This window comes from Streptomyces sp. 6N223 (genome assembly GCF_052246635.1).
Classification (GTDB): Bacteria; Actinomycetota; Actinomycetes; order Streptomycetales; family Streptomycetaceae; genus Streptomyces.
In genome coordinates this window covers 175,695-201,192 of the sequence record NZ_JBQQCA010000002.1, presented here as the reverse complement: position 1 = coordinate 201,192, position 25,498 = coordinate 175,695, and the positions used below count along the sequence as shown (strand labels likewise).

19 protein-coding genes and 2 pseudogenes are annotated in these 25,498 nt (G+C 72.8%); 7 read left to right on the top strand and 14 right to left on the bottom strand.

Annotation, left to right across the window (positions count from 1 at the left end; translation table 11 throughout):
- Positions 1-187: 187 nt before the first annotated feature.
- The 7 genes from ACTWQH_RS02625 to ACTWQH_RS02595 all read right to left on the bottom strand — a co-directional run bounded on the left by ACTWQH_RS02625 (position 188) and on the right by ACTWQH_RS02595 (position 11,143).
- Positions 188-1,390 carry an acyltransferase family protein gene (locus ACTWQH_RS02625; RefSeq protein ID WP_443284619.1) on the bottom strand — a complete coding sequence of 401 codons (1,203 nt, stop codon included), beginning with the start codon at positions 1,388-1,390 and terminating at the stop codon, positions 188-190.
- Positions 1,387-3,729: a glycosyltransferase gene (locus tag ACTWQH_RS02620; RefSeq protein WP_443284618.1), complete on the bottom strand. Its 2,343-nt coding sequence runs from the start codon at positions 3,727-3,729 to the stop codon at positions 1,387-1,389. The genes ACTWQH_RS02625 and ACTWQH_RS02620 overlap by 4 nt, the downstream gene beginning before the upstream one ends.
- Before the next feature lie 405 nt (positions 3,730-4,134).
- Positions 4,135-4,920, bottom strand: a complete 786-nt coding sequence (locus tag ACTWQH_RS02615) for a S1 family peptidase (protein ID WP_443284617.1) — start codon at positions 4,918-4,920, stop codon at positions 4,135-4,137.
- Between the two features lie 139 nt (positions 4,921-5,059).
- Entirely contained in the window at positions 5,060-7,987 is a 2,928-nt protein-coding gene (locus ACTWQH_RS02610; RefSeq protein WP_443284616.1) for a helix-turn-helix transcriptional regulator, read from the bottom strand.
- Between the two features lie 79 nt (positions 7,988-8,066).
- The gene (locus ACTWQH_RS02605) at positions 8,067-9,227 is read right to left on the bottom strand and encodes a baeRF2 domain-containing protein (RefSeq protein WP_443284615.1); all 1,161 of its coding nucleotides are present in this window, start codon (positions 9,225-9,227) and stop codon (positions 8,067-8,069) included.
- Between the two features lie 103 nt (positions 9,228-9,330).
- A complete protein-coding gene (locus ACTWQH_RS02600; protein ID WP_443284614.1) occupies positions 9,331-10,251 on the bottom strand; it encodes a hypothetical protein in 921 nt (306 codons plus the stop codon).
- A 145-nt stretch (positions 10,252-10,396) separates the two neighbouring features.
- A complete protein-coding gene (locus ACTWQH_RS02595) occupies positions 10,397-11,143 on the bottom strand; it encodes a phosphotransferase family protein (protein WP_443284613.1) in 747 nt (248 codons plus the stop codon).
- Between the two features lie 160 nt (positions 11,144-11,303).
- Here ACTWQH_RS02595 and ACTWQH_RS02590 point away from each other — a divergent pair, with 160 nt between their 5' ends.
- The 5 genes from ACTWQH_RS02590 to ACTWQH_RS02570 all read left to right on the top strand — a co-directional run bounded on the left by ACTWQH_RS02590 (position 11,304) and on the right by ACTWQH_RS02570 (position 16,168).
- Entirely contained in the window at positions 11,304-11,708 is a 405-nt protein-coding gene (locus tag ACTWQH_RS02590; protein WP_443284612.1) for a nuclear transport factor 2 family protein, read from the top strand.
- Positions 11,709-11,772: 64 nt separating this feature from the next.
- Positions 11,773-12,936 (top strand): sensor histidine kinase, encoded by a 1,164-nt coding sequence (locus tag ACTWQH_RS02585; RefSeq protein ID WP_443284611.1) that lies wholly within the window; start codon positions 11,773-11,775, stop codon positions 12,934-12,936.
- The gene (locus tag ACTWQH_RS02580) at positions 12,933-13,601 is read left to right on the top strand and encodes a response regulator (protein WP_443284610.1); all 669 of its coding nucleotides are present in this window, start codon (positions 12,933-12,935) and stop codon (positions 13,599-13,601) included. Before ACTWQH_RS02585 ends, ACTWQH_RS02580 begins: the two co-directional genes overlap by 4 nt.
- 162 nt (positions 13,602-13,763) lie before the next feature.
- Positions 13,764-13,979: a hypothetical protein gene (locus ACTWQH_RS02575; RefSeq protein ID WP_443284609.1), complete on the top strand. Its 216-nt coding sequence runs from the start codon at positions 13,764-13,766 to the stop codon at positions 13,977-13,979.
- A gap of 5 nt (positions 13,980-13,984) precedes the next feature.
- Positions 13,985-16,168: an MMPL family transporter gene (locus tag ACTWQH_RS02570; protein ID WP_443284608.1), complete on the top strand. Its 2,184-nt coding sequence runs from the start codon at positions 13,985-13,987 to the stop codon at positions 16,166-16,168.
- 368 nt (positions 16,169-16,536) lie between these two features.
- On the opposite strand, the gene ACTWQH_RS02565 is transcribed toward ACTWQH_RS02570, so the two are convergent.
- Complete coding sequence (locus ACTWQH_RS02565; protein WP_443284607.1) at positions 16,537-18,696, bottom strand: protein kinase domain-containing protein; 2,160 nt, start codon at positions 18,694-18,696, stop codon at positions 16,537-16,539.
- A 250-nt stretch (positions 18,697-18,946) separates the two neighbouring features.
- Between ACTWQH_RS02565 and ACTWQH_RS02560 the strand changes: the two genes are divergently transcribed.
- Entirely contained in the window at positions 18,947-19,945 is a 999-nt protein-coding gene (locus tag ACTWQH_RS02560) for an RNA polymerase subunit sigma-70 (protein ID WP_443284606.1), read from the top strand.
- 1,043 nt (positions 19,946-20,988) lie between these two features.
- Here the strand turns inward: ACTWQH_RS02560 and ACTWQH_RS02555 are convergent.
- From ACTWQH_RS02555 to ACTWQH_RS02545, 3 genes and pseudogenes are all read right to left on the bottom strand, one after another.
- Positions 20,989-21,114: pseudogene (locus ACTWQH_RS02555) on the bottom strand (DNA mismatch repair protein MutT); the annotation flags it as partial.
- A gap of 2 nt (positions 21,115-21,116) precedes the next feature.
- A pseudogene (locus tag ACTWQH_RS02550) lies at positions 21,117-21,443 on the bottom strand (XRE family transcriptional regulator); the annotation flags it as partial.
- 143 nt (positions 21,444-21,586) lie between these two features.
- Positions 21,587-21,799 (bottom strand): hypothetical protein, encoded by a 213-nt coding sequence (locus ACTWQH_RS02545; RefSeq protein WP_443284605.1) that lies wholly within the window; start codon positions 21,797-21,799, stop codon positions 21,587-21,589.
- Between the two features lie 20 nt (positions 21,800-21,819).
- Between ACTWQH_RS02545 and ACTWQH_RS02540 the strand changes: the two genes are divergently transcribed.
- A complete protein-coding gene (locus ACTWQH_RS02540) occupies positions 21,820-22,143 on the top strand; it encodes a hypothetical protein (RefSeq protein WP_443284604.1) in 324 nt (107 codons plus the stop codon).
- A 104-nt stretch (positions 22,144-22,247) separates the two neighbouring features.
- Here ACTWQH_RS02540 and ACTWQH_RS02535 read toward each other — a convergent pair whose 3' ends face one another.
- From ACTWQH_RS02535 to ACTWQH_RS02525, 3 genes are all read right to left on the bottom strand, one after another.
- Positions 22,248-23,399: an epoxide hydrolase family protein gene (locus ACTWQH_RS02535; protein ID WP_443284603.1), complete on the bottom strand. Its 1,152-nt coding sequence runs from the start codon at positions 23,397-23,399 to the stop codon at positions 22,248-22,250.
- Positions 23,400-23,496: 97 nt separating this feature from the next.
- Complete coding sequence (locus tag ACTWQH_RS02530; protein ID WP_443284602.1) at positions 23,497-24,489, bottom strand: LysR family transcriptional regulator; 993 nt, start codon at positions 24,487-24,489, stop codon at positions 23,497-23,499.
- A gap of 735 nt (positions 24,490-25,224) precedes the next feature.
- Positions 25,225-25,491 (bottom strand): hypothetical protein, encoded by a 267-nt coding sequence (locus ACTWQH_RS02525; protein WP_443284601.1) that lies wholly within the window; start codon positions 25,489-25,491, stop codon positions 25,225-25,227.
- Positions 25,492-25,498 lie beyond the last annotated feature (7 nt).

Below are 25,498 nucleotides of genomic sequence, written 5' to 3'. Positions count from 1 at the left end.
TCCCCTCGGCCTGTTCGGCCGCTTTGGCCGCGTCCGCCACGCCGCCCCCGTTCCGCATCCGTGAGCGGACCCACAGTAGCGACGCCGTCGCCGCCCAACGAGCCATGGAGAACGAGGAGTTAGTGAACCGTTACGCAGCGGCGCCACGTAGGGGTGCCACGCGGCGGTGCTGCGCGGCGCTGTCGCGTCACGGGCTGACCCCCCGCGCCGGCTCCGGGTAGAACTCGCGCGGCCTGCCCGCCGGGTCCTTCAGGCGGCCGAGCAGGGCGGCCGGGTACTCGATGACCCAGTAGCTCAGCACCGCCGCGGGCACCGTCACCGCCAGCACGATCGGCACGGCCCAGGGGAAGCCCGCCGGTCCGTCGTCGGGCAGCAGCCCGGCGTTGTAGAGCTGGAGCATGATCGGCTCGTGCCAGATGAAGAGGCTGTAGCTCACCAGGCCCACGTAGTTGAGCCAGCCGACGCGCAGCACGGCGTTCCACGGCACCCGCTCCGCGCCGCCCCGCACGTGGAGCGTGGCGTACAGCAGCACGCCCCACAGCGCGCTGGCGACCGGGTGGTAGAAGGTGAACGCCGCGTTCTCCGGGTCGGCGGCCAGGGACAGCAGGTAGAGGGCCACCACCGACACGGCCTGGAGCGACATCGCCTGCGAGGGGCGCAGCCTCCCCTCGCGGCCGAGGGCGACCATCAGCACCGCCAGCCCCATCCCGACGGCGAAGCCGCCGAAGCGGGCCTGCGGGCCGAAGTACACGGGCCAGTCGGTGTGGGGCACCCCGAAGCCGTAGTGGGCGACGGCGATCCACGCCACGGGCACGGCGTACAGCAGCGCGCACGCGCCCGCGCACGCCGCCACCCGCGCGCGCCGGGTGGCGAGGGCGCGGCACGCCCGCACGCCGAGCGGGCCCAGCGTGACGAGGAGGAGGTAGAACGCCACCTCGAGCGACAGCGACCAGACCGGGCCGAGGGTGTAGAAGATCCGCTTGCTGTCGAAGACGTGGGTGAAGGTGAGGTGCTCCACCAGGTCCCGCCAGTCGCCGGGCAGCGTCGGGTTGCGGCCGGCCCACACCACGAGCACCGCGATGACGTACAGCGGCAGGATGCGGATGGCCCGGCGGAAGAGGAAGTCGCGGGCCGTGCGGATCGAGCCGCCGTCGATCGCGGCGCGGGCGTAGGAGAGCGTCAGCAGGTACGCGGACATCACGAAGAAGAGGTCGATCACCTCGAAGGAGAGCCCGGCCGCGAGGTAGGGGTTGGTGACGGGCGGGTGGCCGCCGGCGGCGTCGTAGGTCCAGTACTGCTGCCAGACGTGGAAGACGACGGTGCTCAGCGCCGCGATGCCCCGGAAGCCCTGGAGCTCGCGGACCCCGCTGCGGGCGGCGGCGGCGCTCACCGCGAACCCCCGGTGCGGGGCGTGACGTGCCACTGCCGCTGGCCCAGTGCCTCCTTCAGGTGCGCGTGCCGGGCCACCAGGTTCTTGAAGTGGGTGTAGAAGAGCGTCGAGGTCAGCAGGTAGCGCCAGAACCACCGCCTGCGCCGCCGCATCTCGGGCGCGGCCAGCCGCCAGGCGAACGCCCCCTGCACCAGCCCCGCGAAGAGCGTGAACGCCAGGGCCAGCAGGCAGATCGGCACGGCCCAGTCCAGCTGCGTCACGCCGCCCGCGCCCCACGCCGAGTAGAGCAGGACGGGCAGGATCTGGAGCGTCAGCCACGGCTGCACCTCGCGCCAGCCCAGCAGCACCGCGAGCCCCGCCTTCTGGCGTGGCGAGAGGTCCGGCGAGCGCAGGCCGCGCCACAGGTGCTTGAGCGAGACCTGGAGCCAGCCCTGCGCCCAGCGCGAGCGCTGCCGCCACAGCGGCGCGAGCATGGTGGGCGCCAGCTCGCGCGAGATGAGGGTCCGGTCCACGGTGAAGCGGGCGCCCGCCGTCAGCCCGCGCATGGTGGCGTCGATGTCCTCGGTGAGCATCGAGCCGTGCATCCGGATCCGGGCGAGCACGTCGGTGCGCCAGTAGCCGTTCGAGCCGCCGAAGACGCCGAAGCCGTACATCCGGGTGCGGCCGGGGTGGCTGACGGCGTAGATCGCCTCGAACTCGACGGCGACCATCCGCGCGACCCAGGAGGCGTCGCCGTTGCGGACCAGGCAGTGACCCTGGACGACGTCGTAGCCGCCTGACAGCCAGTGCCAGGCACGCTGGAAGGAGTCCGGCGCCGGATGGTGGTCCGCGTCGAAGACGCCGACCATCTCGCCGCGCACGCGCGTGATCGCGGCGTTGATGTTCTGCGCCTTGGAGGTGCTGCCGGGCACGGGGAGCAGGACCAGGCGCGGGTCGCGGCGCGCGATGTCGCGGAGCATCTCCTCGACGGGGAGGGGGTGCGGGGTGTTGTAGGCGAGGACGATCTCCAGCTCGGCCGGGTAGTCCAGCTTCAGGAACGACTCGACGGTGTCGACGATCGTCGCGGCCTCGTTCTTCAGGTGCGCGGCGATGATGGCGGTGGCGGGCGGGTAGGGCTGGCCGGGCCGGTCGGGGCGCGCGGGGGCGTCGAGGGAGAAGAGGCACTCCAGCACGATCAGCACGGAGGAGAAGACCAGGCCGGCCACCACCACCCAGTACATGGCGGAGCCGAGGTCCCAGCCCAGCAGCGCGTGGGCCTGCTGGTAGAGGAGGAACGGCGCGCCGACGCCCAGCAGCGGGACGAGCGCGGAGGCCAGGGCCGAGGGCCACCAGCCGCGGCGGCGCGCGGCCCCGCCGCGGCGGTGGCGGTGGCGTCCGCGGGCGGCGGCGGGGTGCATCCAGCGGGCGTACCGGACCGGGCGCAGGTCGCCGTGGCGCAGCGACTCGGTCACCGCGTCGCGGGCGCGCTCGACGGCCTGCCCGGCGTCGGCGCATGCGGCCAGCGGGGTCCAGCCGATGGCGGGGGTGAGGCGCACGTTCTCGCCCGCCACCGTGAAGCGGGTCCCGGCCACGGCGTGGGCGAACGCCGCCAGCCGCCGCTCGGCCTCCTCCTCGTCGATGCCGGGCAGCAGCATCAGCAGGTGGCCGTCGCCGCCGTCCCAGCCGAGGCGTTCGGAGGCGGCGTCATCGCAGAGGCGCCGCACGACGCCGGCCACGCGCTCGGCGACCTCGCGGCGTACGCGGTGGCCGAGGCGGGACTCCAGGGCGGACAGCTCCGCGATGGCGATCATGGCCATGACACCCTTGGGGCGAGGGCGACCCGGGCGGCGCAGCTCCCTCTTCAGCTCGTCGGTGAAGTGCGCGCCCGAGTACAGGCCGGTGCGCGGGTCGAGCGGCAGCCTCTCGACGGGGACGGGCAGCCGCCGCAGCCTCGCCTCGATGCGGGCGGACAGCTCCAGCGGATCGGAGGCGTCGGCGAGGCAGTCGTCCGCGCCCGCGCGCAGCATGTCGGCGACGTCGGCCGGGCGCGGATCGGGGGTGATGGCGAGCAGCGGCAGCACCTGGCCGTCGGGGGCGGCGCGGACCTCGCGGATCACCGCCAGCCGGTCCGCGATGGTGCCGCCCGCGTCGTCGAGGAGGACGACGGCGTCGGGCTGGGCGTGGGCGACCCGCGCGGTCACCTCCCCGGGCGCGGCGTGGACCACCTCGTGACCGGCGGCGAGCAGCGTGCCCGTCAGCCGCTCGCGCCGCGGCCCGGGCACGCCGACCGCCAGGACGCGGCCGTGAACGGGAGGTAAATCGGCGAGCCGAGAAGTCGCGGTGGAATCCGCCGAATCCATCGAATCTGCGTAGTGTGAAATGACCACCTGGAGAAAACCTTCCTGAGATCACTCCTTCAGGACAGGCGACCATGCCACCGGGCGACGGCGGAAATTCGATGATGCTGTTGGGGGTGTGACGGTCGGAGGCGGTCCCATCCTGACGGACGGTGGGGGAGGACCAGTGGGGAGGACCAGCGAAGAGAAGTCTCACCCGCGAGTGTGGACCACAGGTTGCTCCCCATTGCGACTTGATTTCTGACGCTTTTTGTTTGTTCGGCCCGCCGCACACGCGCAGGCAACACGCCGCAGCACCAAGGCGGCCCGGGCCATTGGCCCGGGCCGCCTTGGTGGGGGTGGGGTTTCGCTCAGGAGCTGACGCTCAGGAGCTGATCAGGAGCTGATCAGGAGCTGATCAGGAGCTGATCAGGAGTTGATCTGTGCGGTCACGTCGTCCGAGAACGTCGTCAGGCGCGTGTAGACGCCGGGGAATCCCGCCTGGGCGCAGCCCGAGCCCCAGGAGACGATCCCGGCCAGCTTGCCGTCGATCACCAGCGGGCCGCCGCTGTCGCCCTGGCAGGTGTCCACGCCGCCCTCGGGGAGGCCGGCGCAGACCATGTCCGAGGCGACGTAGCTGCTGCCGTACGCGTTCGAGCACTCCTCGTCGGAGACGGTCGGGACCTCGGCGGTCAGGAGCTCGTCGGACGACTGGCCGCCCTCGCTCGTCGTGCCCCACCCGAGGATGCGGGTGGTGGCGCCCGCCGCGTACACGTCCGTGTCGGTGGGGGCGACGTACGGCAGCGGCTCGTACGGCAGTTCCTCGGCGAGCGTGATGACGGCGACGTCACCGGTGATGGTGCCGCTGTCGTAGCCGGGGTTCACCCAGATGTCGCTCACGTCGGCCACGGTGCCGTCGGAGCCGCTGAGGAAGGTGCGGCCGCCGACGACCTGGATGTCGCCGGGCGCGGTGCCCTCCACGCAGTGGGCGGCGGTGACGACCTTCGTCGGCGCCACCAGCGTGCCGCCGCAGAACTGGAAGCCGGTGGTGTCCGTTATCTGGGTGATGAACGGGTAGGCGTCGGTGGTCGTGGGGGTGCCGCCGACGATCCTTGTCGACGGCTCGTCGGCGCTGGCGGTGGGGGCGGTGAGCACGCCGGCGACGGCCATCGCCGTAGCGGCCAGGGCAAGGGCCGGCCTGAACATGCTGCTCATGCTGCTGCTCCTCGGCTGGATGGGGGGGACGGGCTGCGACGTGCCCAGGCGACGCTGCACGGCGCGCCGAATCACGCTAGGGGCGGCCGTCGGCCCGTCCAATGAGGGAAACCCCTAAACCTCTGAAGGCCCTCACTTTTCAGGCGCGTTGGGCCGCCTCCGCCTCGGCCTCCGCCTCGGCCTCGGCCTCGGCCGTCAGCCGCACCACGTCGACGCGGGAGCGGATGCCCAGCTTGCGGTAGACGCGGGTGAGGGTGGCCTCCACCGTCTTCACGCTCACGCACAGCCGGGCGGCGATCTCGCGGTTGGTCGCGCCCTCCGACACCAGCCCGGCCACCCGGCGTTCCATCGCCGCCAGCCCGGCGAGGGCGCCCATCGCCCCGCCGCGTTCGCGGTCCCGCCCGGGCCCCGGCCCGGCCGCCGCCAGCTCCAGCCAGGGCTTCGCGCGCGCCGTGCGGAAGAGCCCGGTCGCCGCCTCCAACGCCGCCCGCGCGGAGGCGGCGTTGCCCCGGGCCCGCTCGACGCGGGCCAGCTCCAGCAGCGTGCGCCCCTCCTCCAGGCGGAGCCCCAACGCCGTGAACCGCGCGGTCGCCGCCCGCAGCAGCTCGGCCGCCTCGGCCGCGTCGTCCGGCGCACGCAGCAGCGCCTCGGCCCGGTCGAGCGCGGCCAGCACGCTCTCCCGCCCCAGCCGCCGCGCAGCCGCCCGCGCCTCGTCGATCACCTCCCGCGCCTCGCCCTCCGCCTCCCGGCCGCCCCACCGCACCAGCGCCTCGGCGAGGTCCGCGTGCCAACGCCCCCGAGCCGGGTCGGTCACTCCCTGCGCCCGCTCCAGCTCACGCGCCCGCCGCAGGGCCGGCACCGCGCCCCGCGCGTCGCCGCCGACCAGCCGCGCGTGGCCCAGCGCGGCCAGCCCGCGCGCCGCGTACACCGCGTCGCCCTCCTCCTCGGACAGGTGCACCGCGCGCTGCGCCAGCGTCGCGGCCTGCCGCGTGCTGCCCCCGGCGGCCTCCGCGAGGGCGGCGAGCTGGAGCCCGGCGACCGCGCCGACCCCGGCGTCCGTCGCCAGCCGCAGGCAGGAGTGGGCGACGTCGAGCGCGAGCGCGCAGCGGCCCGCCCGCAGCTCCGTCTCGGCGAGGCCGCGCAGGAACAGCACGTGGCTCTCGACGGCGCCGCGCCGCTCCGCCACCCGGACGAGACCGCCGATCACGGCCCGCGCCTCCTCCAGGCGGTCGCTCATCAGCAGCGAGCGGAAGCGGAAGTAGACCGGGCCGTTGTGGTCGCAGGCCACGCGCGGATCCTGCGGCTCGGCGAGGGCGCGGGCGAGGGTGCGCTCGGCGTCGGGGTGGCCCATCAGCACCTCCGCCTGGGCCATGAGGGACAGCGCCAGCAGCTCGGTACGCCGGTCCGCGACGCGCGCGGCCAGCTCGGCGGCGCGCGCCGCCTCGGCGCGGGCGTCGGGGAAGGAGCCGGTCACCAGCAGGGCGCGCCAGGCGAACTGGTAGCGGAGGGGGGCGAGCAGGCGCGGGTCATCGCCCGCGTCGGCCAGCGCCCGGGGGAAGACGTGGTCCACCTCGGCCATGGCCTGCCCGGCGGAGTCGATCACGACGATCCAGGCGCGGACCCGGTCGGCGGGGCGTTCGGCCTCGGCCAGCACCTCGTGGGCGGTGGAGCGGGCCAGGACGGGCTCGCCCGCCGTCAGCGCGTCCTCGGCGGCGTCGAGGCGGCGGGCGACGGCCGCGCCGGGCTCCGCCTCGGGGGTGCGCTCGGCGGCGAGCAGCCCGAGGCGGGCGGCCTCGGCGGGGGCCCCGCGCTCGCGCGCCGCTGCCGCCGCCCCCTGGAGGGTGCGGGCGAGGTGGGCGTCCTCGCCGGGGGTGGCGAGCGCCAGGTGCCGGGCCCGCTCGATGGGGTCGGCGGAGACGCGCGCGAGGACGGCGTGGGCGGCGCGGCGCTGCGCGGGCGTGGCCTCGGCGTAGAGGGTGGCGGAGAGGAGGGGGTGGCTGAACCGCACGACGCCGCCCCGGCCGGCGCGACCGGCCGGGGTGTCCGGCCCGTCGGGCCCGGTCGGCCCGTTCGGTCCGTTCGGTCCGGCCGCTCCGGCCGCCCCGTCCTGCGCGAGCACGCCCGACCGGGTGGCCTCGGCTATCTCCTCCTCCGCCCGCGTCCGGCCCGCCTCGCGCAGCAGCGCGAGCGTGGGGCGGGCGGAGGCGCCGGCGAGCAGCAGCGTGTGCCGCGCCTGGGGCGAGAGCCCGGCGAGCCGCTCCCTCACCAGCTCGCGCAGGCTTCCCGGCACGGGCAGCGGGTCGCCGGGACGCGGCGGCACGGGCTGCGCGGCCAGGGCACGGGCCAGCTCCAGGGCGTAGAAGGGATTGCCGCCGCTGACGCGGTGGATGTCGCGCAGCGCGGCGCGCGGCACGTCCGGCTGCCCGTGGCGGGCCAGCACCTCCGCGAGCTGCGGGTAGCCCAGCGGCGGCACCGGCAGCTCCAGCGCGGGAGCTGGTAACACGCGTAGATGCCGCGTGCCGCCGGCGCCCTCGCTCTCGCCCTCGCCCTCCACGCGCGCGGCGGCGATCATCCGCACCGGCAGCCCGGCGACGCGGCGGGCGGCGAAGGCGAGCAGCTCCGCGCTGGGCGGGTCCATCCACTGCAGGTCGTCGGCGACGATGAGCACGGGGCCGCGCGCCGCCAGGCGCCGCACCACCGACAGCACCGCCAGCCGCAGCGCCAGCCCGTCGCGCTCCCGCTCCGGGACGGGCTCGCGCCGCCCGCCCGCCAGGGCGCTCTCCAGCGCGTCGCGCTGCGCGCCCGGCAGCCCGGTCACCACCTCGCGGCCCACGCCGTCCAGCAGGTCGATCAGCGACAGGAACGGCAGCCCGCGCTCGGCCCACGTCGGCAGGCAGCGCAGCACGGTCGTCTCCCCGGACGCCGCCGCCCCGGCCTGGGCGGCCAGCGCCCCGACCAGCGCCGACTTCCCGATCCCGGCCGGGCCGGTCAGCAGCACCCCGGCCGGGCCGCCGCCGCGCTCCAGGTGTTCCCCGGCCCGCGCGAGCAGCTCCGCCCTGCCGCCCACGGCGGAGCCACAGGAACCAGGACCGGAACCGTCGCCGTCACCCGCACGTATGCCATGCACCCGTCAATAATCTCAGCCCTCAGGTGTACCGGCACAGCCCTCCGATGCCGTGCGCCGGAACGCCCTCGGGCGCGGCCGTCTCCAGCGCGCGGTCTGCCGCCGTCTCCGGCGCCAGGTCCGGCGCGAGAACCCGCACCTCGGCGCCGGTGAGCACGGCCGCCCGCACGGCGACGTCGGCGAGCGGCGCGCGCGTCAGGACGGCGGCCCGCCGCCCCAGCACCCGCCGCCGGTCCGAGACGTCCGTCGGATCGGGCCCGAAGAAGGCGGTACGCCGGTCCGCCGGGTCGTGGACGATCACCAGCGTGCCGAGCTGCCCGCGCGCCAGCGCCTCCAGCGTGGGCCGCACGCCCTCCACGGTGCGCCCGCCCGGCCCCCGCTCGTCGGCCATGCGCCGCAGCAGCGCCCAGGTCTCCTCGCTCGCCGCGCGGTGCGTCTCGGCCGCGACCTGGTCCCGGCGTTCCCCGGCCGCCCCGTCGGCGCTGCGACCGCCGCTCACCGTGCGGACGGCCACCCGGTGGCGTACGCCCTCGGGCAGGTGCTTGGTCAGGTACTGCACGGCGCGCACGTCACCGGCGAGCAGCACCAGGCGCGCGCGGACCCGTGAGGCGGCGTGGCCCAGCGCGTCGGCCACGCGCGCGGCGTTGTGCTCCCAGGAGTCCTCGGCCCGGTGCTGGTAGCGCGCCTGCGACCAGCCGCCGGGGGCGTTGCGTTCGATCTCGTCGTCCGGGCCCAGGACGGTCTGCCGGGTCGGCGCGGTGGAGCCGCGCGCGTACGCCTCCAGGTCGGCCCCGGTGCGGTCGACGACGGCCAGCACGTGCGCCGGGTGGTCCTGGCGCCACCGAAGGAGCGGCAGCAGGTGCGGCAGCGGGCCGTGGACCGCGAGGTCGGGGTGGAGCGGCCCGGGCATCTCGGCGGCGTACAGCACCTCGCCCTCGGCGGCGAAGGCGGCCAGCGTGCCGGAGCCGGGCAGCGACTCCCTCACCCGGCCCCCCAGGGCCTCGATGGTGTCGATGCCCGCCGACTGCCCGGCCAGGTGCCGGGCGAGGGAGTGCCAGCGCAGCTCCGCGTCCTCCGCCTGCTGCGGGCGGGGCTCCAGGCCGAAGTACACCGAGGTCACGGGCCCGGGCGCGGCGAGCAGGTCGCGCAGGACGCCGTCGCTGATCTCGCTGATCGTTCTCATGGGGACCTCCTCGGTCGAGGGAGTCGAGTCGAGGTGAACGCCCCCCACCTACGACGCTAGATCCCCTCCGCCCACGATGCGCGGCGGCCACCGGCTGGCGGCGTTACTCCGGGCCCTCCTCCTTCAGGGCCAGGCCCCGCAGCGCGGCGGCGAACTCGGCCGCTCGCTCGATGGTCAGCGGCTGGGGCTCCTCCACGTCCTCGTGCTTGGTGACGAGGACGATCGCGAACGTGTCGTAGTCCGCCCACGCGCACAGCGGCGACTGGGCGGGCTCGTAGGGCTGCGGCTCGTGCGGCTGGTACATCTGGCACTTCATGACCGCGTTGTCCAGCCCCGACGGGCTGACCTCGGTCCGCTCGCCTGCCAGCACGGCGTAGTTCTCCTCGGTGATGCGGCCTCCCCCGGCGTCGAAGAAGGCGTCCACCGCCGCCTCCGGGTCCTCCACGGTGCCGTACAGGCCCGTGAAGTTGGCGTGGCCGGGATTGTCCCCCTCCTCGAGCGGGAACTCGGTGGTGTAGACCCCGGTGACGCGCCCCTCGACCTGGGCGTTCAGCATGGCGGCCTCCTCGTCCCTGATCTCCCACTCGCTGCGGAACTGCTCCGTGAGCTCGGGGTTGAGGCTGATGCCCTGCACCGCCTCGGGGGCGGTGAGGCTGTAGTCCTTGCCGTCGTCGGTGACGCCGTCGTCGCCGCCGAGGACGAAGAGGAAGAGCCCGGCCGCCACGACGGCGAGCGCGACGACCACGGCGACGACCGCGACGAGCGGCCCCTTCTTCGAAGGCCGCGGGCCCGGCGCCGGCGGCGGCCCGGGATACCCGCCGTACGGCGCCTGCCCCGGCGGCGGCCCGGGCGCCTGCCCCGGCGGCGGCCCGGGCGGCGCGGCGGGCGGAGCCGGGTAGCCGGGCGGCGCCTGCCCGTACGGCGGCTGCGGCTGTGGCTGTCCGTAGGGCTGCCCGTACGGCTGTCCCTGCGGCGGCTGCCCCATGGGCGGGCCCGGCTGGCCGTAGCTCACGATGTCCCCCATCCGATCAAGCGCCCGTCCCCGGTGCGCACTTGGTGTCGCCCGGCATCATCGTGAAGCGGTCCGCGTGGGTCAACCGGCCCCGGGCCCCGTCCCGGCTCCCCGGCGGCAGGCTGGGGACACTCGCAGCAGTCGGGCTCGTGCAGCCTCACATCCGGGATCTCAGCACGTCGACCTCACAGCCCGGCGCGAACGGGTCGAAGCCGTGCTCGATCAGCCAGCGAACCCCCAGCAGGCTTCGCAACGACCACCACGCGCGGATCACGTCGAGGTCGACGTCGGTGCCGTAGCCGGCGATGACGTCGCCGAGGTGCTCCTCGTGTCCGAGCGTGAAGGTGGCGAGGTCGTACAGGGCATCACCCTGGCCGGCCTCGGACCAGTCGATGATGCCCGTGATCTCGTCACCGTCGACGAACACGTGAGCGATCTGCAGGTCGCCGTGCGTGAACACCGGAGTCCACGGCCGGAACGCGGCCTCGGCGACCTGGCGGTTGCGGGTGACCAGGCCGGCGGGCAGGACGCCGTTCGTCACGAGCCACTCGCACTCGCCGTCGAGATCCGCCACCAACTCGTCCAGGCCCCGGCCGGCCCGTCCGGGCCGGGGCGGCAACGGCGCGTCGTGCAACTTCCGGATGGCGGCACCCGCCGCGGCCCACGCCGCCGGCGACGCGGTCGACGGCTCGCCGAGGCGGCCGAGCTCCGTCCCCGGGACCGCGGCGATCGCGAGCACGGGCGGCCTGCACCACAGGACCTTCGGGGTGGGGACCGGCGCCAGGGCCATCGCCTCGGCCTCGACGTCGATGCGCGCCTGATCGGCGTCCACCTTCAGGAACACGTCGCCGACGCGCAGGGTCGCGCGCTCGGAATGGGCGACGACGACCTTGACCTCATCCATGGGCGACCAGTATCCCGGGGGTGATCGCCGACGTCGCCGGGTTTATCGCGGGCGATCGCGCGGCCGACCGCGTCGCGCCACCCGGCGGCCTCCCGGCGCCCTCGTGCACGACGTCGACCGCCGGCCGGATACATTCCGCACCAGTCTGTAATATCGCCACATGACAGCAGAGTCGCCGACGCAGACCGTGCAACGCTTGTTCCCGCTCCTCGCCGACGGGAAGACTGCGGAGGCGGCGGCGCTGTTCGCCGACTCGGTGTCGTTCTCGATTCCGCACCCGCCGGGCCTTCCGTGGGTACCGGAGGTCGACTCGGCCGAGGGCATGCGGACGTTCTTCGAGCTGCTGCGGACCCATGTGCAGCCGAAGGAGTTCGACCTCCGCCAGGTCATCGCAGAGGGCGACGACGTGGTGCTCATCGGGCGCATGGTCTCCGAGGTCAAGAAGACGGGCCGGGACATCGACACCGCGTTCGCCCTGCACACCACGGTCCGGGACGGGCGGATCACGCGCTACCACCTCTACGAGGACACCTACGCCGTCGCCAAGGCCTACTTCGACGACTGATCATCCGGCGGGCACGCTCCGACGGACCGCCGCCTCTGATCGGCATCGCGGGCAGAATGAACGCGTGCCGCCTTTCGACCAGACCCGTTTCCGGCTGCCGCGCGGCGCCCGCGCTGACGCCGCGCTGGCCAGCGGGGTGTTCGTGCTGGTGGCGCTCGGCGCCGAGGGGCAGCGGCTGAGGAACGGCGGGGACTCGGTGCCCCTGCTGATCGCGTCCTGGCTGCTGATCATGGCGGTGTGCGGAGCGCTGCTGTTCCGGCGCCGGTATCCGGTGGCAGTGGGCTGGTTCACGGTGGTGGCCACGGGCGCCTACTACCTCCTGAGCGACATCGACGGCCCGCTGATCGTGGTTCCGATCGTGGCGTTGTACGCCGTCGCGGCCCTGGGCCGGCTGCAGGCGGCCGTCGCCATGGCGGCGGCCATGGTGATCGTCGTGGCCTCGGGCACGCTGGCGGGCAGCGGCGACATCAGCGGCACGGTGGTGTTCATGCTCACCGGCTGGCTGGTCGCCGTCGTGGCCCTCGGCAGCGTGCGGCACAGCCGGGTGGCGTTCGCCGAGGAGGAGGCGCGGCTCCGGGCCAGCGAGGAGCGGCTGCGCATTGCCCGCGAGCTGCATGATGTGATCGGGCACAACGTCTCGATGATCAACGTGCAGGCGGGCGCGGCACTGCACCGGCTGAAGGAGAACCCCGCCCAGGCCGAGGATGCGCTCGGCGCGATCAAGGCGGGCAGCCGGGAGGCCCTGCGGGAGCTCCGGGCCACCCTCGGCATGCTCCGTCAGGTCGACGAGGAGGCGCCCACGGCACCCGCGCCGGGGCTGGCCCGGGCAGACGAGTTGGTGGCCTCGGCGAAGCTGGCGGGGCTCGCGGTGCGGATCGTGCGGACCGGGGTTGAGCGCTCGCTGCCCGCCCCGGTCGACCTGGCCGCGTACCGGATCGTGCAGGAGTCGCTGACCAACGCCGCCAGGCACAGCGGCGCCGGACGGGTCACGATCCGGCTCGCCTACGGGGACGAGGAGCTGACCCTGGCCGTCGAGGACGACGGCCGGGGCTCGGCGGCCCGCTCCACCTCGGCGGGTGGCGGCAGCGGGATCGCCGGCATGACGGAGCGGGCGCGGGCACTGGGCGGCGAACTGACCGCCGGCCCGCGGCCGGAGGGCGGATTCGCGGTGCGGGCCCAGCTGCCGTACGGGATCGCAGGAGAGCCGATGGAGCGGAGAGACCGATGATCAAGGTCCTGCTGGCGGATGACCAGCGGCTCGTCCGGGGCGGGTTCCGGTCGATCCTGGAGGCCGAGGACGACATCGAGGTGGTGGGGGAGGTCGGGGACGGGCAAGCCGCGGTCTCGGCCTGCCGTGAGCTGCGGCCTGACGTGGTCCTGATGGACATCCGGATGCCGGAGATGGACGGTCTGGAGGCCTCCCGGCTGATCACCGGGGATGAGCGGCTGGCGTCGGTGAAGGTGGTCATCCTGACGACCTTCGATCTGGACGACTACGTGTACGGGGCACTGCGCGCCGGGGCGACGGGCTTTCTGGTGAAGGACACGGAGCCGGCGGAACTGCCGCAGGCGGTGCGGGTCGCCGCCCGGGGCGATGCCCTGATCAGCCCGTCGGTCACACGGCGGCTCATCGCCGAGTTCGCGGGCCGGGTGAAGGGCCCGAAGCCGGATCCCCGGCTCGATGCCCTCACCGACCGGGAGCGGGAGGTCATGCAACTGGTGGCCGGAGGGCTCACGAACGACGAGATCGCGGCGCGGCTGGTGCTGTCACCGTCGACGGCGAAGACGCATGTCAGCCGGATCATGTCGAAGCTGGGGGCGCGGGACAGGTCGCAGGTCGTGGTGCTGGCGTACGAGTCCGGAATGGTCAGCCCGGGCTGGCAGGCGGAGTAGACCGGCCGGCGGGGCGGGCGGCCCACCCGGCGTACCGTCGGCCGCGGGCCCCCGCGGCACCCCTGAGGTACGACGCGGCGGCAGCCTGCATCCGCTGGGGTATGACCAGTGTCGGCCGGAGGCTGACGACCCGGGCCCCGCCGCGCGTGCAGGCTCAAGGGCATGAATTCGCCCACCTTCCCCGCACGGGCCACCGCCGCTGTTGTCGGCGCGCTCGTCGGGGCTGCCACTGGAGTTCTGCTGGTCGCGGCCGCCGGGGCCCTGGCCCTGGAGATCGGCGGTGTGCTGACCGCTCTGGCGGTCGGCCCGCCCACACTGTGCGGCGCCGTGGTGGGCGTGGTTTGTACGCCAGGCAACTCCCGCTCGAATCCGAGGTAGGCACCATGTCTCTCACCCGCGGCTCAGCCGCGTCCCTTGCCCCGCCCGCACCGGGCCGGCCGGACAAGCCGCGCGGCGGCCGGTTCGGCGCCATGGCCGGCTGGGCGCAGCGTCACCGCTGGGCCGCCCTGCTGCTCTGGGTGGCCGCCCTGGCCGCCGTCACGCTGGGCTCGCAAGCCGCGGGCTCCGCGTACAAGAACGACTTCTCCCTGCCGGGCACCGATTCCCAGGCCGCCACCGACCTGTTGAAGAAGCACGGTTCCACCCAGGCCGGCGACAGCGTCGAGATCGTGCTGAAGGACGGCCAGGGCATCGACGGCCGCAAGGCCGCGGTCGAGGAGATGCTGGCCGAGGTGGAAGAGCTGCCGAGCGTCGCCGATGTACGCAGCCCGTACGCCGATGAATCCGCCGTGTCCGAGGACGGCACGATCGCCTACGCCACCGTGACTCTCGACGGCAAGGCCGAGACCGTGCCCAAGGGCGACGTCACGGCGATCATCGACACCGCCAAGGGGATCGAGACGGACGGGCTCCAGATAGAGCTCGGCGGCGAAGCCGTGCGCGGCGCCGAGGACAAGGGAAGCCCGACCGCGGAACTCGCCGGCATCGTGGCCGCCCTGGTCATCCTCGGGCTGCTCTTCGGCTCCGTGGTGGCGGCGGCCGTGCCGCTGATCACCGCCCTCTTCGCGGTCGGCGGCGCCCTCGGCCTGATCGCTCTCGCCTCGCACGTCTTCACCATCGCCGACTTCACGCCGCCCATCACGATGCTCGTCGGACTCGGCGTCGGCGTCGACTACGCCCTGCTGATCTTCTACCGCTACCGGCACGAGCTCACCGACGGCGCCGACCCGGCCGAAGCCGCCCGTAAGGCCCTGGACGCCGCCGGTCGCACGGTCTTCTTCGCCGGCTGCACCGTGATCATCGCCCTGCTGGGTCTGGTCGCGCTCGGCCTCGGCTCGCTGCAGGGCGTGGCCCTCGCCCTGGCACTGACCGTGCTGACCACCATGGCCGCGTCGCTGGTTCTGCTGCCCGCACTCCTGGCGCTCTTCGGCAGGCGCATCCAGCGCCACGTGCTGAAGCACGCGGCCAAGGCCGCCGCCAAGGGCAAGGCCGAAGGCCGACGCTGGCGGGCCCTGGCCCAAGCCGTGCAACGCCGTCCGCTGCCGGCGCTGCTGGTCGCCGTCCTCGCCCTGCTGGCCTTGTCCGCACCGGCGCTGAGCATGCGCCTCGGCTTCGCCGACGCGGGCAACGACCCGGGGACCTCGACCTCCAGGCAGGCGTACGACCTGCTCGCCGAGGGCTTCGGCCCGGGCTTCAACGGTCCGCTGGTCGTCGTGACCCAAGGAGACGAGGCCGCCGGCCAGGCCGTCCAGTCCGAACTGGCCAAAGCCGAGGGCGTGGCCGCGGCCAGCCCCGCGATGCCCTCCGAGGACGGCGCCCTGTCCACCGTGATCGTCTACCCGACGACGGCACCGCAGGACGAGGGCACCACCGACCTCGTGCACCACCTGCGCGATGACGTGGCCCCGGGGCTGGAGCGCGACACCGGCGCCGAGATCCTCGTCGGCGGTGCCACCGCCGCCTCCCAGGACTTCGCGGACACGGTCTCGCAGCGGCTGCCGATATTCGTCGCCGTCGTCGTAGGACTGTCGTCGCTGCTGCTGATGCTGGTCTTCCGATCGGTGCTGATCCCCCTCAAGGCAGCCCTGCTGAACCTGCTCTCGATCTCCGCCGCGCTCGGCGCGATGACCCTGGTGTTCCAGGAGGGCTGGTTCGGGGTGCAGCCGGGGCCGATCGAAGCCTTCCTCCCCGTGCTGATCTTCGCGATCGTGTTCGGGCTGTCCATGGACTACGAAGTGTTCCTGGTCTCGCGGATCCACGAGGAGTGGGAACGTACGAAGGACCACTCCCTCGCGGTCCGGGAAGGACTGGCCGCCACCGGCAAGGTGATCACGGCGGCCGGTGCCATCATGATCGTGGTGTTCGGGGCCTTCATGCTGAGCCCCGACCGGATGCTCCAGCAGTTCGGGCTGGGCCTCGCCGTGGCGATCCTGATGGACGCGGTGATCATCCGCTGCCTGATCGTCCCGGCCGCCATGCAGCTGCTCGGCAAGTGGGCCTGGTGGCTACCCGCCCCGCTCGCCCGGCGGCTGCCCAACGTGGCGCTCGAGCGCCCAGCGGACAGCTGACGACCGACCCTGGAGAGCCCGGTCCCTGATGGGCAGACTCCAATGATCGTCGCTACACGGTCGGTTCAACCAGGCGGCCCAGGCGGCGAGGAGTCCATGCAAGCGCTCGGCTGGGTTGCCCAGCCGAGCGCTTTGCGTGGTCGGCCGTTGCGCCCGGCGGCGACCGGGCCGGGGCGGTCAGCGGTTCTCGCCCTGCCCGGCGTCAGCGGTGGCCAGGTCGTCGATGAACCTTCCGCGAGTTCGGCGAGCCGGGACGAGCGGGTGTCGCCGTCCAGGAGCTACACAGCGATCCCCGGGCGCCGCCCTCGGTCAAAGCCAGCGGGTGGGTGCCGCCTACCGGGCCGAGCAGGCACCGAATGGTGACGGACCTATGCCGGGTACGTGCCGGTGGCCGCGTTGAGGGCGAGCAGTTGGGCCTGCGTTTGCACGTACACCAAGCCGTCATGGACGACGGGGTGGTTGCCGCCCCCGGTGAACCCCACCTGTTCGCTGGGTCTGAAGCTCCACACCTCGGAGCCGTCCTTGGCATCCAGGGCCAGGACGGAGGGGAAAAACTCATCGCGGTTGGCGACGTAGACCCGTCCGTCGGCGATGGCCGGGATGGTCCCAACGCCCTCCCGGGCGCCAGCGGTCCACTTCCGCTCGCCGTCGGCCGCGTTCAGCGCGTACACCAGCCGGTCGACCCCGCCGACGTAGACCGTGTCGCCGGCCACCACGGCCGGTGACGTGCTGTCGGTAACCTCCCCATCGTCCCGGACCGGGGAGGTCCACCTCTCCCTGCCGTCGTCCATGCCGAGGGCGATGGCGTTGTCCTGGTCGACGAGGTAGAGGAGACCCCTGGACGCGTCCACCGCGGGCGGTCCCGGCAGGAAGCCGTCCGAGCGACGCGCCCACCGCTGGGCGCCGTCGTCCAGGCGGAGCGCGTACAGCTTGTCGTCGAAGATGTCGACGTAGACGGTGTCGCCGGTCATCGTCAGCGTGTGGTCGTGCCACTCCCCTTCGGACTCCCACCGCTTGGCGCCGGTGGCGGCGTCCAGGCAGTACAGGACCTCGTCGGTGACGAGACACACCGCCTCGCCGTGCGCCCGGACCGCCGTGTTGAACTTCTTCCCCGACCTGAAGGTCCACTGGGGCCGCGCGCCGCCGTCGAACGCGTGCACCGTCGCGTCGGCGTCCACAACGAACACCTGGGAGCCGGACGCCGCGAGGGACCCGGGCAGCTCGACGGACCCGGTCCACAACGTGTCGCCGGTGGACGGGTCCAGGGCGTGGACCCCGCCGTAGTCGATGACGTAGAGCACCCCTTCGGCCACCACCGGGGTGGTGGGGTAGCCGAAGTCGCGCTCGATCGTCCATCCCCGGGCGGCGGCCGGGGAACGGGATCCGGTGGTGGACGCGCTGGGCCCCGTCCCGTCCTTTCCCGGCTCGTCCCCGGAACTCAGCAGCGCGGCGACGCTGGTGCCCGCGGCGGCCACCGCCGCCGCTCCGAGCCCGAGCCACAGGGCCCGGCGGCGGGTGGGCGGTTGGGGCGTCCCCTGGCCGGGGGTGGCCGGCCGCGGGCTGCGGAGGGGTGGGGCCGCCGTCTGGGTGGGCAGGGTGTGTGGGTCGCGGTCCACGGGCCGCTCGGAGAGGCCCGCCTCGCGGGGCGGCTGGGGCGGGTCCGCAACGGTGGGTGTGGCGTTGGCCGCGGGTACCTCGGCGGGGGCGGGGACTGTGGTGTGGAGGAGCGTCTGGAGGGTGTCGTGGACTTCGGCGGCGGTGGCGGGGCGGTCGGCGGGATCCTTGGCGAGGAGCCGCAGGACGAGGGTGTCGAGGGTGGTGGGGATGTCGGAGCGGTGGTGGCTGGGTGGCGTGGGGGATTTGGTGAGGTGGGCGGTCATCATGGCGACGGGCCCGGTGGACTGGAAGGGCGTGCGACCGGTCAGGAGTTCGTGGAGGACGCAGCCCAGCGCGTAGAGGTCGGAGCGGGCGTCACCGGGGTGTTCGTTGAAGCGTTCCGGCGGCATGTAGGCGAGGGTGCCCATGACCTGGCTGGACTTGGTGGTGGCGGCCATGAAGCGGGCGATGCCGAAGTCGAGGACTTTGATCTCGTTGTCGGTGGTGAGCATGAGGTTGCCGGGTTTGAGGTCCCGGTGGACAACGTCGGCGGCGTGGGCGGCGGCCAGGGCCGCGGCGGTCTGGGTGGCCCAGTCCACCGCGCGGCGGATGGGTGGTGGACCGTCTCGCCGCAGGAGTGCGGCGAGGTCGTGTCCGGTGATGTACTCCATGACGAGGTAGAGGGTTCCGTCGAGGGGGTCTTCGCCCATGTCGAAGACGGTGACCACGCCGCGGTGGTTGAGCCGGCCGGCGGTGCGTGCCTCGCGGAAGAAGAGTTCGGCGCCGCCGCCTTCGCCTTGCTGGTGGGGGAGGAGTTTGACCGCGACGCGGCGTCCGATGACACGGTCGCGGCCTTCCCAGACCTCGCCCATGCCGCCCCGGCCCACGAGCGACGCCAGTTCGTAGCGGCCCGCAAGTACCCGATCAGCCACGCTTCCCCCGTCCCCTTGTCCGTCGCACACCAGGACCCCTTGGGCCCACCATTGAACCGCAACCCGCTCACCGTCGGCACCGAAGGGCGAACACCCGCAGCCGTCGGCGGGGTGCGTTGCGGCGGGCGGCGGCATCGCGCTCCGCGACGTGCCGGGCGACCGCATGCCGACCGGCCTCCCTGGTGATGAGTTTTCGCGCCCGCACCCGTCATACCTACGACGGGACACGACGAGGCGGAAGGGTGACGTGATGAGCGCGGACACGTGGCTGGAGGAGCGGGGCGTGAGCGGGCTGGGCGAGATCGACGAGCCGGCGTTCTCGGGGCTGGCGGAGCGGCACCGGCGGGAGCTGCACGTGCACTGCTACCGGATGCTCGGGTCGTTCGAGGACGCCGAGGACACCGTGCAGGAGACGTTCCTCCGTGCCTGGCGGCGGCGGGAGACCTTCGAGGGGCGGTCGACGTTCCGGGCCTGGCTGTACCGGATCGCCACCAACGCCTGCCTGGACCTGCTCGCCAAGTGCCGCCCGGAGCCTGCGACCGGCGGCGAGGTGCTGTGGCTGCAGCCCTACCCGGATCGGCTGCTCGACGAGCTGCCCGCGGGCGACGCGGACGAGCCGGAGGCCGTCGCCGTCGTGCGGGAGACGATCGAGCTGGCGTACCTGGTCGCAGTCCAGCACCTCGCGCCGCGCCCGCGGGCCGTGCTGATCCTGCGGGACGTGCTCGGCTGGCCGGCGAAGGACGTCGCGGAGCTTCTCGGGGACTCCGTCAACTCCGTGAACAGCGCGCTGCAGCGGGCCCGCGCCGGCATGCGGGAGCACCTGCCCGCCGAGCGGCAGGACTGGACCGGCGGCGAGGAGGACGCCGGGACGCGCGAGCTGGTGCGCCGCTTCACCGACGCCAGCGTGGCCACGGACGTCGACAGGCTCGCCGCACTGCTGCGGGACGACGTGCGCTGCTCGATGCCGCCCACGCCGGGCCTGACCGTCGGCCGCGACGCGGTGCTGAACAGCTGGGTCGAGGACGGCTTCGAGGGTATGGAGGGCCTGCGCGCCGTCCTCACCTCCGTGAACCGGCAGCCCGCCGTCGCCTTCTACCTCTGGCGGGAGCGGGAGGGCGCGTATCTGCCGCTGACGATCGACGTCCTGCGCGTCACCGGCGGGGCGATCACAGAGATCATCATCTTCCACGACGACCAGTTCCCGCGGCTCGCGCTGCCGGAGCGCCTGCCGGCGGACGGCACGGAGTAGTCCCGGTGAGGACGCTCGCGCTGCGCGGTGGCGCGCGTGTCGCGGTGGTCGCGGCCGAGTGGTGCGACGCGTTCGGCGTCGTCACCCGCGGGCGGGTGCAGCTGGAGCTGCGCGACGGCGAGCCCGGGCCGGTCCTCGGACGCGGCGCCGGGTTCTGGCTCCGCGGCACCGGCGTCCGGGCCCTGCGGAACCCCGGCCGTCGCACGGCGAGGGTGCGCATCGTAGCGCGGTGTGCTCGTGGGGAACGCCCGAAGGCCGCGGTAATCCAACCAACTGGCGCGCATGGGCCACTCCTACTGGAGCGGGCGACGGGAATCGAACCCGCGCTCTGAGCTTGGGAAGCACCGTGCCAAAGGGACCGAACCTCGGCTCTGGCCAGCATGAACGCCGCTCCTGCGGTCTGCTCGGCGAGGCTGTGAGCGACCCTTGTTGACCGCAGTTCGCCGCCCCATCGGGCATGCATCGGGCACGAGCGTTGCCGCCCAAGGATTCTGATTCTGTCTTTCCGTAACGCGGCGGGTAAGCCATTGGCTTGTTGATCTAATGATCTCGCAAAAATGGCCACAATAGTCCCAGTAGTGCGATCCCTGCCCCCCAGTATTGGATTGGAATCCAAAAAAGAGTGTGTTCATTTCTCATGTATTCTGGATCGTCGATATTCCACACCCACCCCACAAGGAGGATGAGGAGTCCCCCGAGAATTAAGGCCCATTGGGCACCTTCGGGCCCAAGTTTTGCGCCAGAAATTGCCCCGATAATAAACGGTGTCACCGCAATTAATCCACGGCCGCGCCATACGATCATCCGCCCCTCCTTCAAACAGGCACGTCACCGCTCGTATGTGCGTACGACGAAGTCGGCAAAGCTTACGTGGACGCCAAGCGACGGGAGGTTCCTCGGCTCCGGGCCCGGCGGGTCCGACATGGCAGACATCGCGCCCACCCAACCAGGTGATCGAGCGGTGACCAGCATCCTCGGGCATGGGAACGGGGAGGGGTCCCGCACTCGATGGGGTAGGTGACCCCAGGCTCCGCTCGCTCGTAGTCGTTGTCTCGGCGTCGCTGGAGCAGGATGCGGCCCTGGTCGTCGGTGACGACGGCGGAGGCCGCTACCACCATGCTGTTGGGCTCGGGGGCGTTCGGGTCGTCGTGGTACTCGGTGCGTGCCACGCTCACTCCGTGACCGGCGCGGCCGTCGTCCATACGGCGTCGAAGCTCTCGGCGCAGGTGTCGAACATGCCGCCCTTCTCGCTGCGGCGAAGGTGCCACACGGGGGCACCTTAGGCCTTCACGCCCCAGACGTGCGCGTTGACGAGCATCTGCTCATCGGCGCGGTAGAGGGAGTTGTACAGCGTCGTGCCGTGCGTCCTCACCGGGCGGTAGTGCATGAGCGCCAGGCGGCACCGCGTCTCGATGCCGTGGCCGAACTTCTCTTCCTGGCCGCGCTGCTGGACGTTAGGGCTGTCGGCGTCACCGATTGCGATCCGCACCGCGCACCCCAGGAGGCCCTGTTGCCGCAGCCTTTCGCCTCCCGTCCACGGAGTCCGTACGGCAACGCGGCGGAGCGGCAGGTAGTCCCGGCGGCGCTGCCGGTTCCGGCCTGGCTGGAGGGAAGGGGAGGGCGGCCGGCGGCTGACCGGTCTCACGCCTGTCCGATTTCTGGAAGAAGCCAGGCCCACGGCTGCCTAGCGTCGGGTGTATGAGTGTTGACCTGAATGCAGCCCGGCAGTTCATCGAATCCACCGCCCGCGTCCTGGAACGGCACCAGCTCGCTTTCCTTCTCGACGACGGGCCCATCGAGCCCGTCCTGACGGCGCTCAAGGCGTACCACAACGCCGACGGCGGGTTCGGCCACGCGCTGGAGCCCGACGTGCGGTGTCCTGGCCCGCCCGCGCCGCGGCAGCCGTCGACCGTTTCCGCTCCGCGATCCGCGACGACGGCACGGTCGCCGTCGAGGGCGGGATGGAGAACGAACACCTCAAGCCCCTCCATCTCTCGCCACGTCCCGGAACCCCGAGCCGGGCGTTGTTCGGCGACGAGACCATCGCGGCCGATGTGGACCGGCTCGAACGCGAGCAACTGGACGACGGCGGCTGGGATTTCCACTTCCTGCACTTCTCGCCCGGCCAGACCGTGGAATGGCGCGGCGTGGTCACCCTGGGCGCCATCCGCACCCTGCGCGACCACGGCAGGGCATAACCGCGCACGAGCGGTCGGCGTGCCCTGCTCGCCCTCGCACCACGCCCTGGCGGCACCGGCGGTTGCGGCGGCCGGTGCCGACCATCCACGCTCGCTTTCGGGCCTCAGCCCTTCCGCAGACCTCGGAAGAACTGCCGCAGGTCGCCCACCAGCAGGTCCGGTGCGTCGTGGGCCGACCAGTGGCTGCCGCGGTCGAACTCGCTCCACGCCACGATGTTGCTGTGGTCGCGCTCGGCGAATTTCCGGATCGGCCGGAAGTCGTACGCGAAGCTGGCCAGCGCCGTCGGCGCGGTCGTCGGCTCGGTGGGGTGCTCGGCGTGGCGGTCCTCGTAGTACAGACGGGCTGAGGAGGCGCCGGTGTTGGTCAGCCAGTAGATGGTGGCGATGGTCAGCACCGTGTCCGGGTCGACCGCGGTGCCCAGCAGCTGGCCGATCCAGGCGAGCTGGCCCGCGGGGGAGTCGGCAAGGGCGTGCGCGAGGTTCTGCGGCTTCGTGGCCTGGAGGTCGGCGTAGGCCGACATCTCGGAGTGGAAGCTCTGCAGGAACTGCAGCAGCCCCATCTCCTGCTCGGTGAGGCCGTCGAACTCCCCCGGGGTTCCGTTCGGAAAGGAGAAGAGCTGGTTGACGTGGACGCCGATGACGTTGTCCGGGTTCTGCCGGCCCTGCTCGGGGGCGACGAACGCGCCCGCGTCGTTGCCGTGCACGCCGTAGCGCTCGTAGCCAAGCCGGCGCATCAGCTCAGCCCAGGCGGCGGCGACGCGGTGGCGGTTCCAGCCCGCCTCGTGGGTCGGGCCGGAGAAGCCGAAGCCCGGGATGTCGGGGATGACGACGTGGAAGGCGTCGGCCGGGTCGGCCGGGTTGGTGAGCTCGTCGATGAGGCCGACGTATTCGACGAAGGTGTTCGGCCAGCCGTGGGTGAGGATCAGCGGAGTGGCGTTCTCGTGCGGCGAGCGCGCATGCACGAAGTGGATGGTCTGCCCGTCGATCTCGGTGGTGAACTGCGGGTACGTGTTCAGCCGGGCCTCGTGCTCCCGCCAGTCGTAGGTGGTGCGCCAGCGCTCGACGAGGTCCTTCACGTAGGACAGGGGAACGCCACGCTCCCAGCCGGGTGGCACCGGGCCGGTCTGTCTGGCTTCGGGGTCGGGGTCGGGGTCGGGTGGCAGCTCGTTGGTCCAGCGGGTGCGCGCCAGGCGCTCGCGAAGGTCGTCGAGGTCGGCCTGCGGGATGGCGATCTGGAATCGCTTGATCTCTGTCATGCGGGTAGCCTCTCGCCTCTTCTGACCTGCATCAACGGCGAAACGCATCACGGTCGTGATGCCAGACGCAAGGAACTGTCCGGGGCTGGCGGCGCGCTCAGGAGGGCCGTTCGGAGCGCCCCGAAGAATCACGCCAGCTGTCACTCAGCCATCCCGCCTCCGCGGCGTGGACAGCCGCGTGCTCGGCGAAGGCCGCCGCCAGGTGCTCCCTCGGACCCGCCGCCCACACCGCGCGGACCGGCACCGGCGGCAGCCCGGTCAGCGGGGCGAGCACGACGCCCGGACGGTCGTACGCCTCCAGCAGCGATGCGAACGTCAGATGCGCCAACTCCCCCTCGGCGACGAGGCGCAGCACATCCTCGACATACCGCGCGGGCAGCCGCCTCAGGTCCAGGGCCCGGCCGCCGGGCGTGGTCGTGGGAACCCAGAACTCGCCGAACCACGGTGGCAGCTCCGGGTAGATCACCGGATGCCCGCCGACGGCCAGCTCCTCGACATCGACAACGTCCTTCCCGGCGAGGGGATGCCGCGAGCCGAGCATGACAGCGCGGGGGACACGATGAATCACCGGACCGATGTGCAGCGGCGGCTCGACCGGCGCCGAGACGGCGGGCATCCAGGTCACGAAGACATCGACGGGCCACTCCTTGCCGAGCCACCGCAACAGGTCGGTCGTCGGCAAACCCGAAGCGACCACGCGGCAGTCCGGATAGCGGCCCTCGAAGGCGCTGATCAGCCCGGCTCGCAGCTTCGCTGGCAGGGTGGTGGAAAAGCCGACACGCAGCACGCCGCCACCGAGGGTGCTCGCGCGTCGGACGTCATCAAGAACGCGCTCTATCTGGACATAGGCGGCCCGCAGACCGGCGTAGAGCTGCGCGCCCTGCGGGGTCAGCCTGACGACGCGACTGCTGCGCTCGAAGAGCTGCGCGCCGACGCGGCGCTCGACGGCCCGTACGAGATTGCTGACCCGGGAGGTCGACAGGCGTAGCCGCTCGGCCGCCCGGCCGAAGTGCAGCTCCTCGGCAACGCCGAGGAACGCCTCGATCTCCCGCATCTCCAGCACCCCGACACGGTATGCGAGGTATGCCACTCTGCGCACTACACATGCGGAAATCCCCGGTAGTGCCGCAATGCCGTCCGGAGCGGATCACGCGCGGACGGCCAAGATCGATTGCACGGTCGCCAGACGTCGCGGGCCGGACGGTCATGGGAGTAGTCGCCGCGTTGTCGAGCCCGGTTCACGGCCCGCGGCGAGCCACGCGGTGGCTGCCGCGGCTACGGGGAGGCCGGGGAGGGTGAGCGCGAGCGGGATGTACGGGACGTGGGTGAGGGGGCTGCGGTCGTCGGCGTATGCCGCGAGAAGGATCGCGTACGCTCCGGCGGTGCCCAGCAGGACCCCGGCCAGTGCGAGGGCTCCAGTCGTGGCGGCCGCCCGTGGATCTCCAGGTCACCTCGAGTCCGTCTTCTGTGATGATGGCGGTGAAGGCAACGGCGTCGTCGGCGCATCCGAAGCTTTCGCGGTTGATTGCCCGGTGTGCACCGTTCCGCGTGCCGTTGGCGGCGGGGGTAGCGCTGTGGGCGGATACGGTGACGCGCGGGACCCAGAAACCTCTCACGGTGTTGATCGCGGGACCGATCAGGCTGCTGGCGGCGCCGCCGAGGGAGCCGAGGAGGAGATCGCCTGGGTCGGTGGGGCGGCACAGGATCTGGTTGACCGTGTATGCGTAGGCTGCACCGATGGCCGCGTTGACCCCGGTGGAGGTCGCGACGGCTCGTCCGCCGCTGAGGCCGAGGATCTGGGAAACGGCGTTGCCCGTGCCGGGCATCAGCGCTCCGGCCGCACCGCCGATCGCCGCGCCACGTCCTGCCGCTTCACCGAGACCGCTCCAGCTGAAGTCGTCGGTGGTGAGGGCGTAGATTCCGCCTCGACCAGGCCCCCGATAGCGGCGCCGAGGCCGACGCTGACGCACCAGGGGCAGCGTCCGGAGGGGTCGGTCAGGACGGTGGGGGTGTTCTCGGCGTAGGCGTAGGTGCTGATGGCGGGGTCGCCGGTGAGTGATGGTTCGGGGTCGGTGTGTTCAACGACACTCAAGATGCCC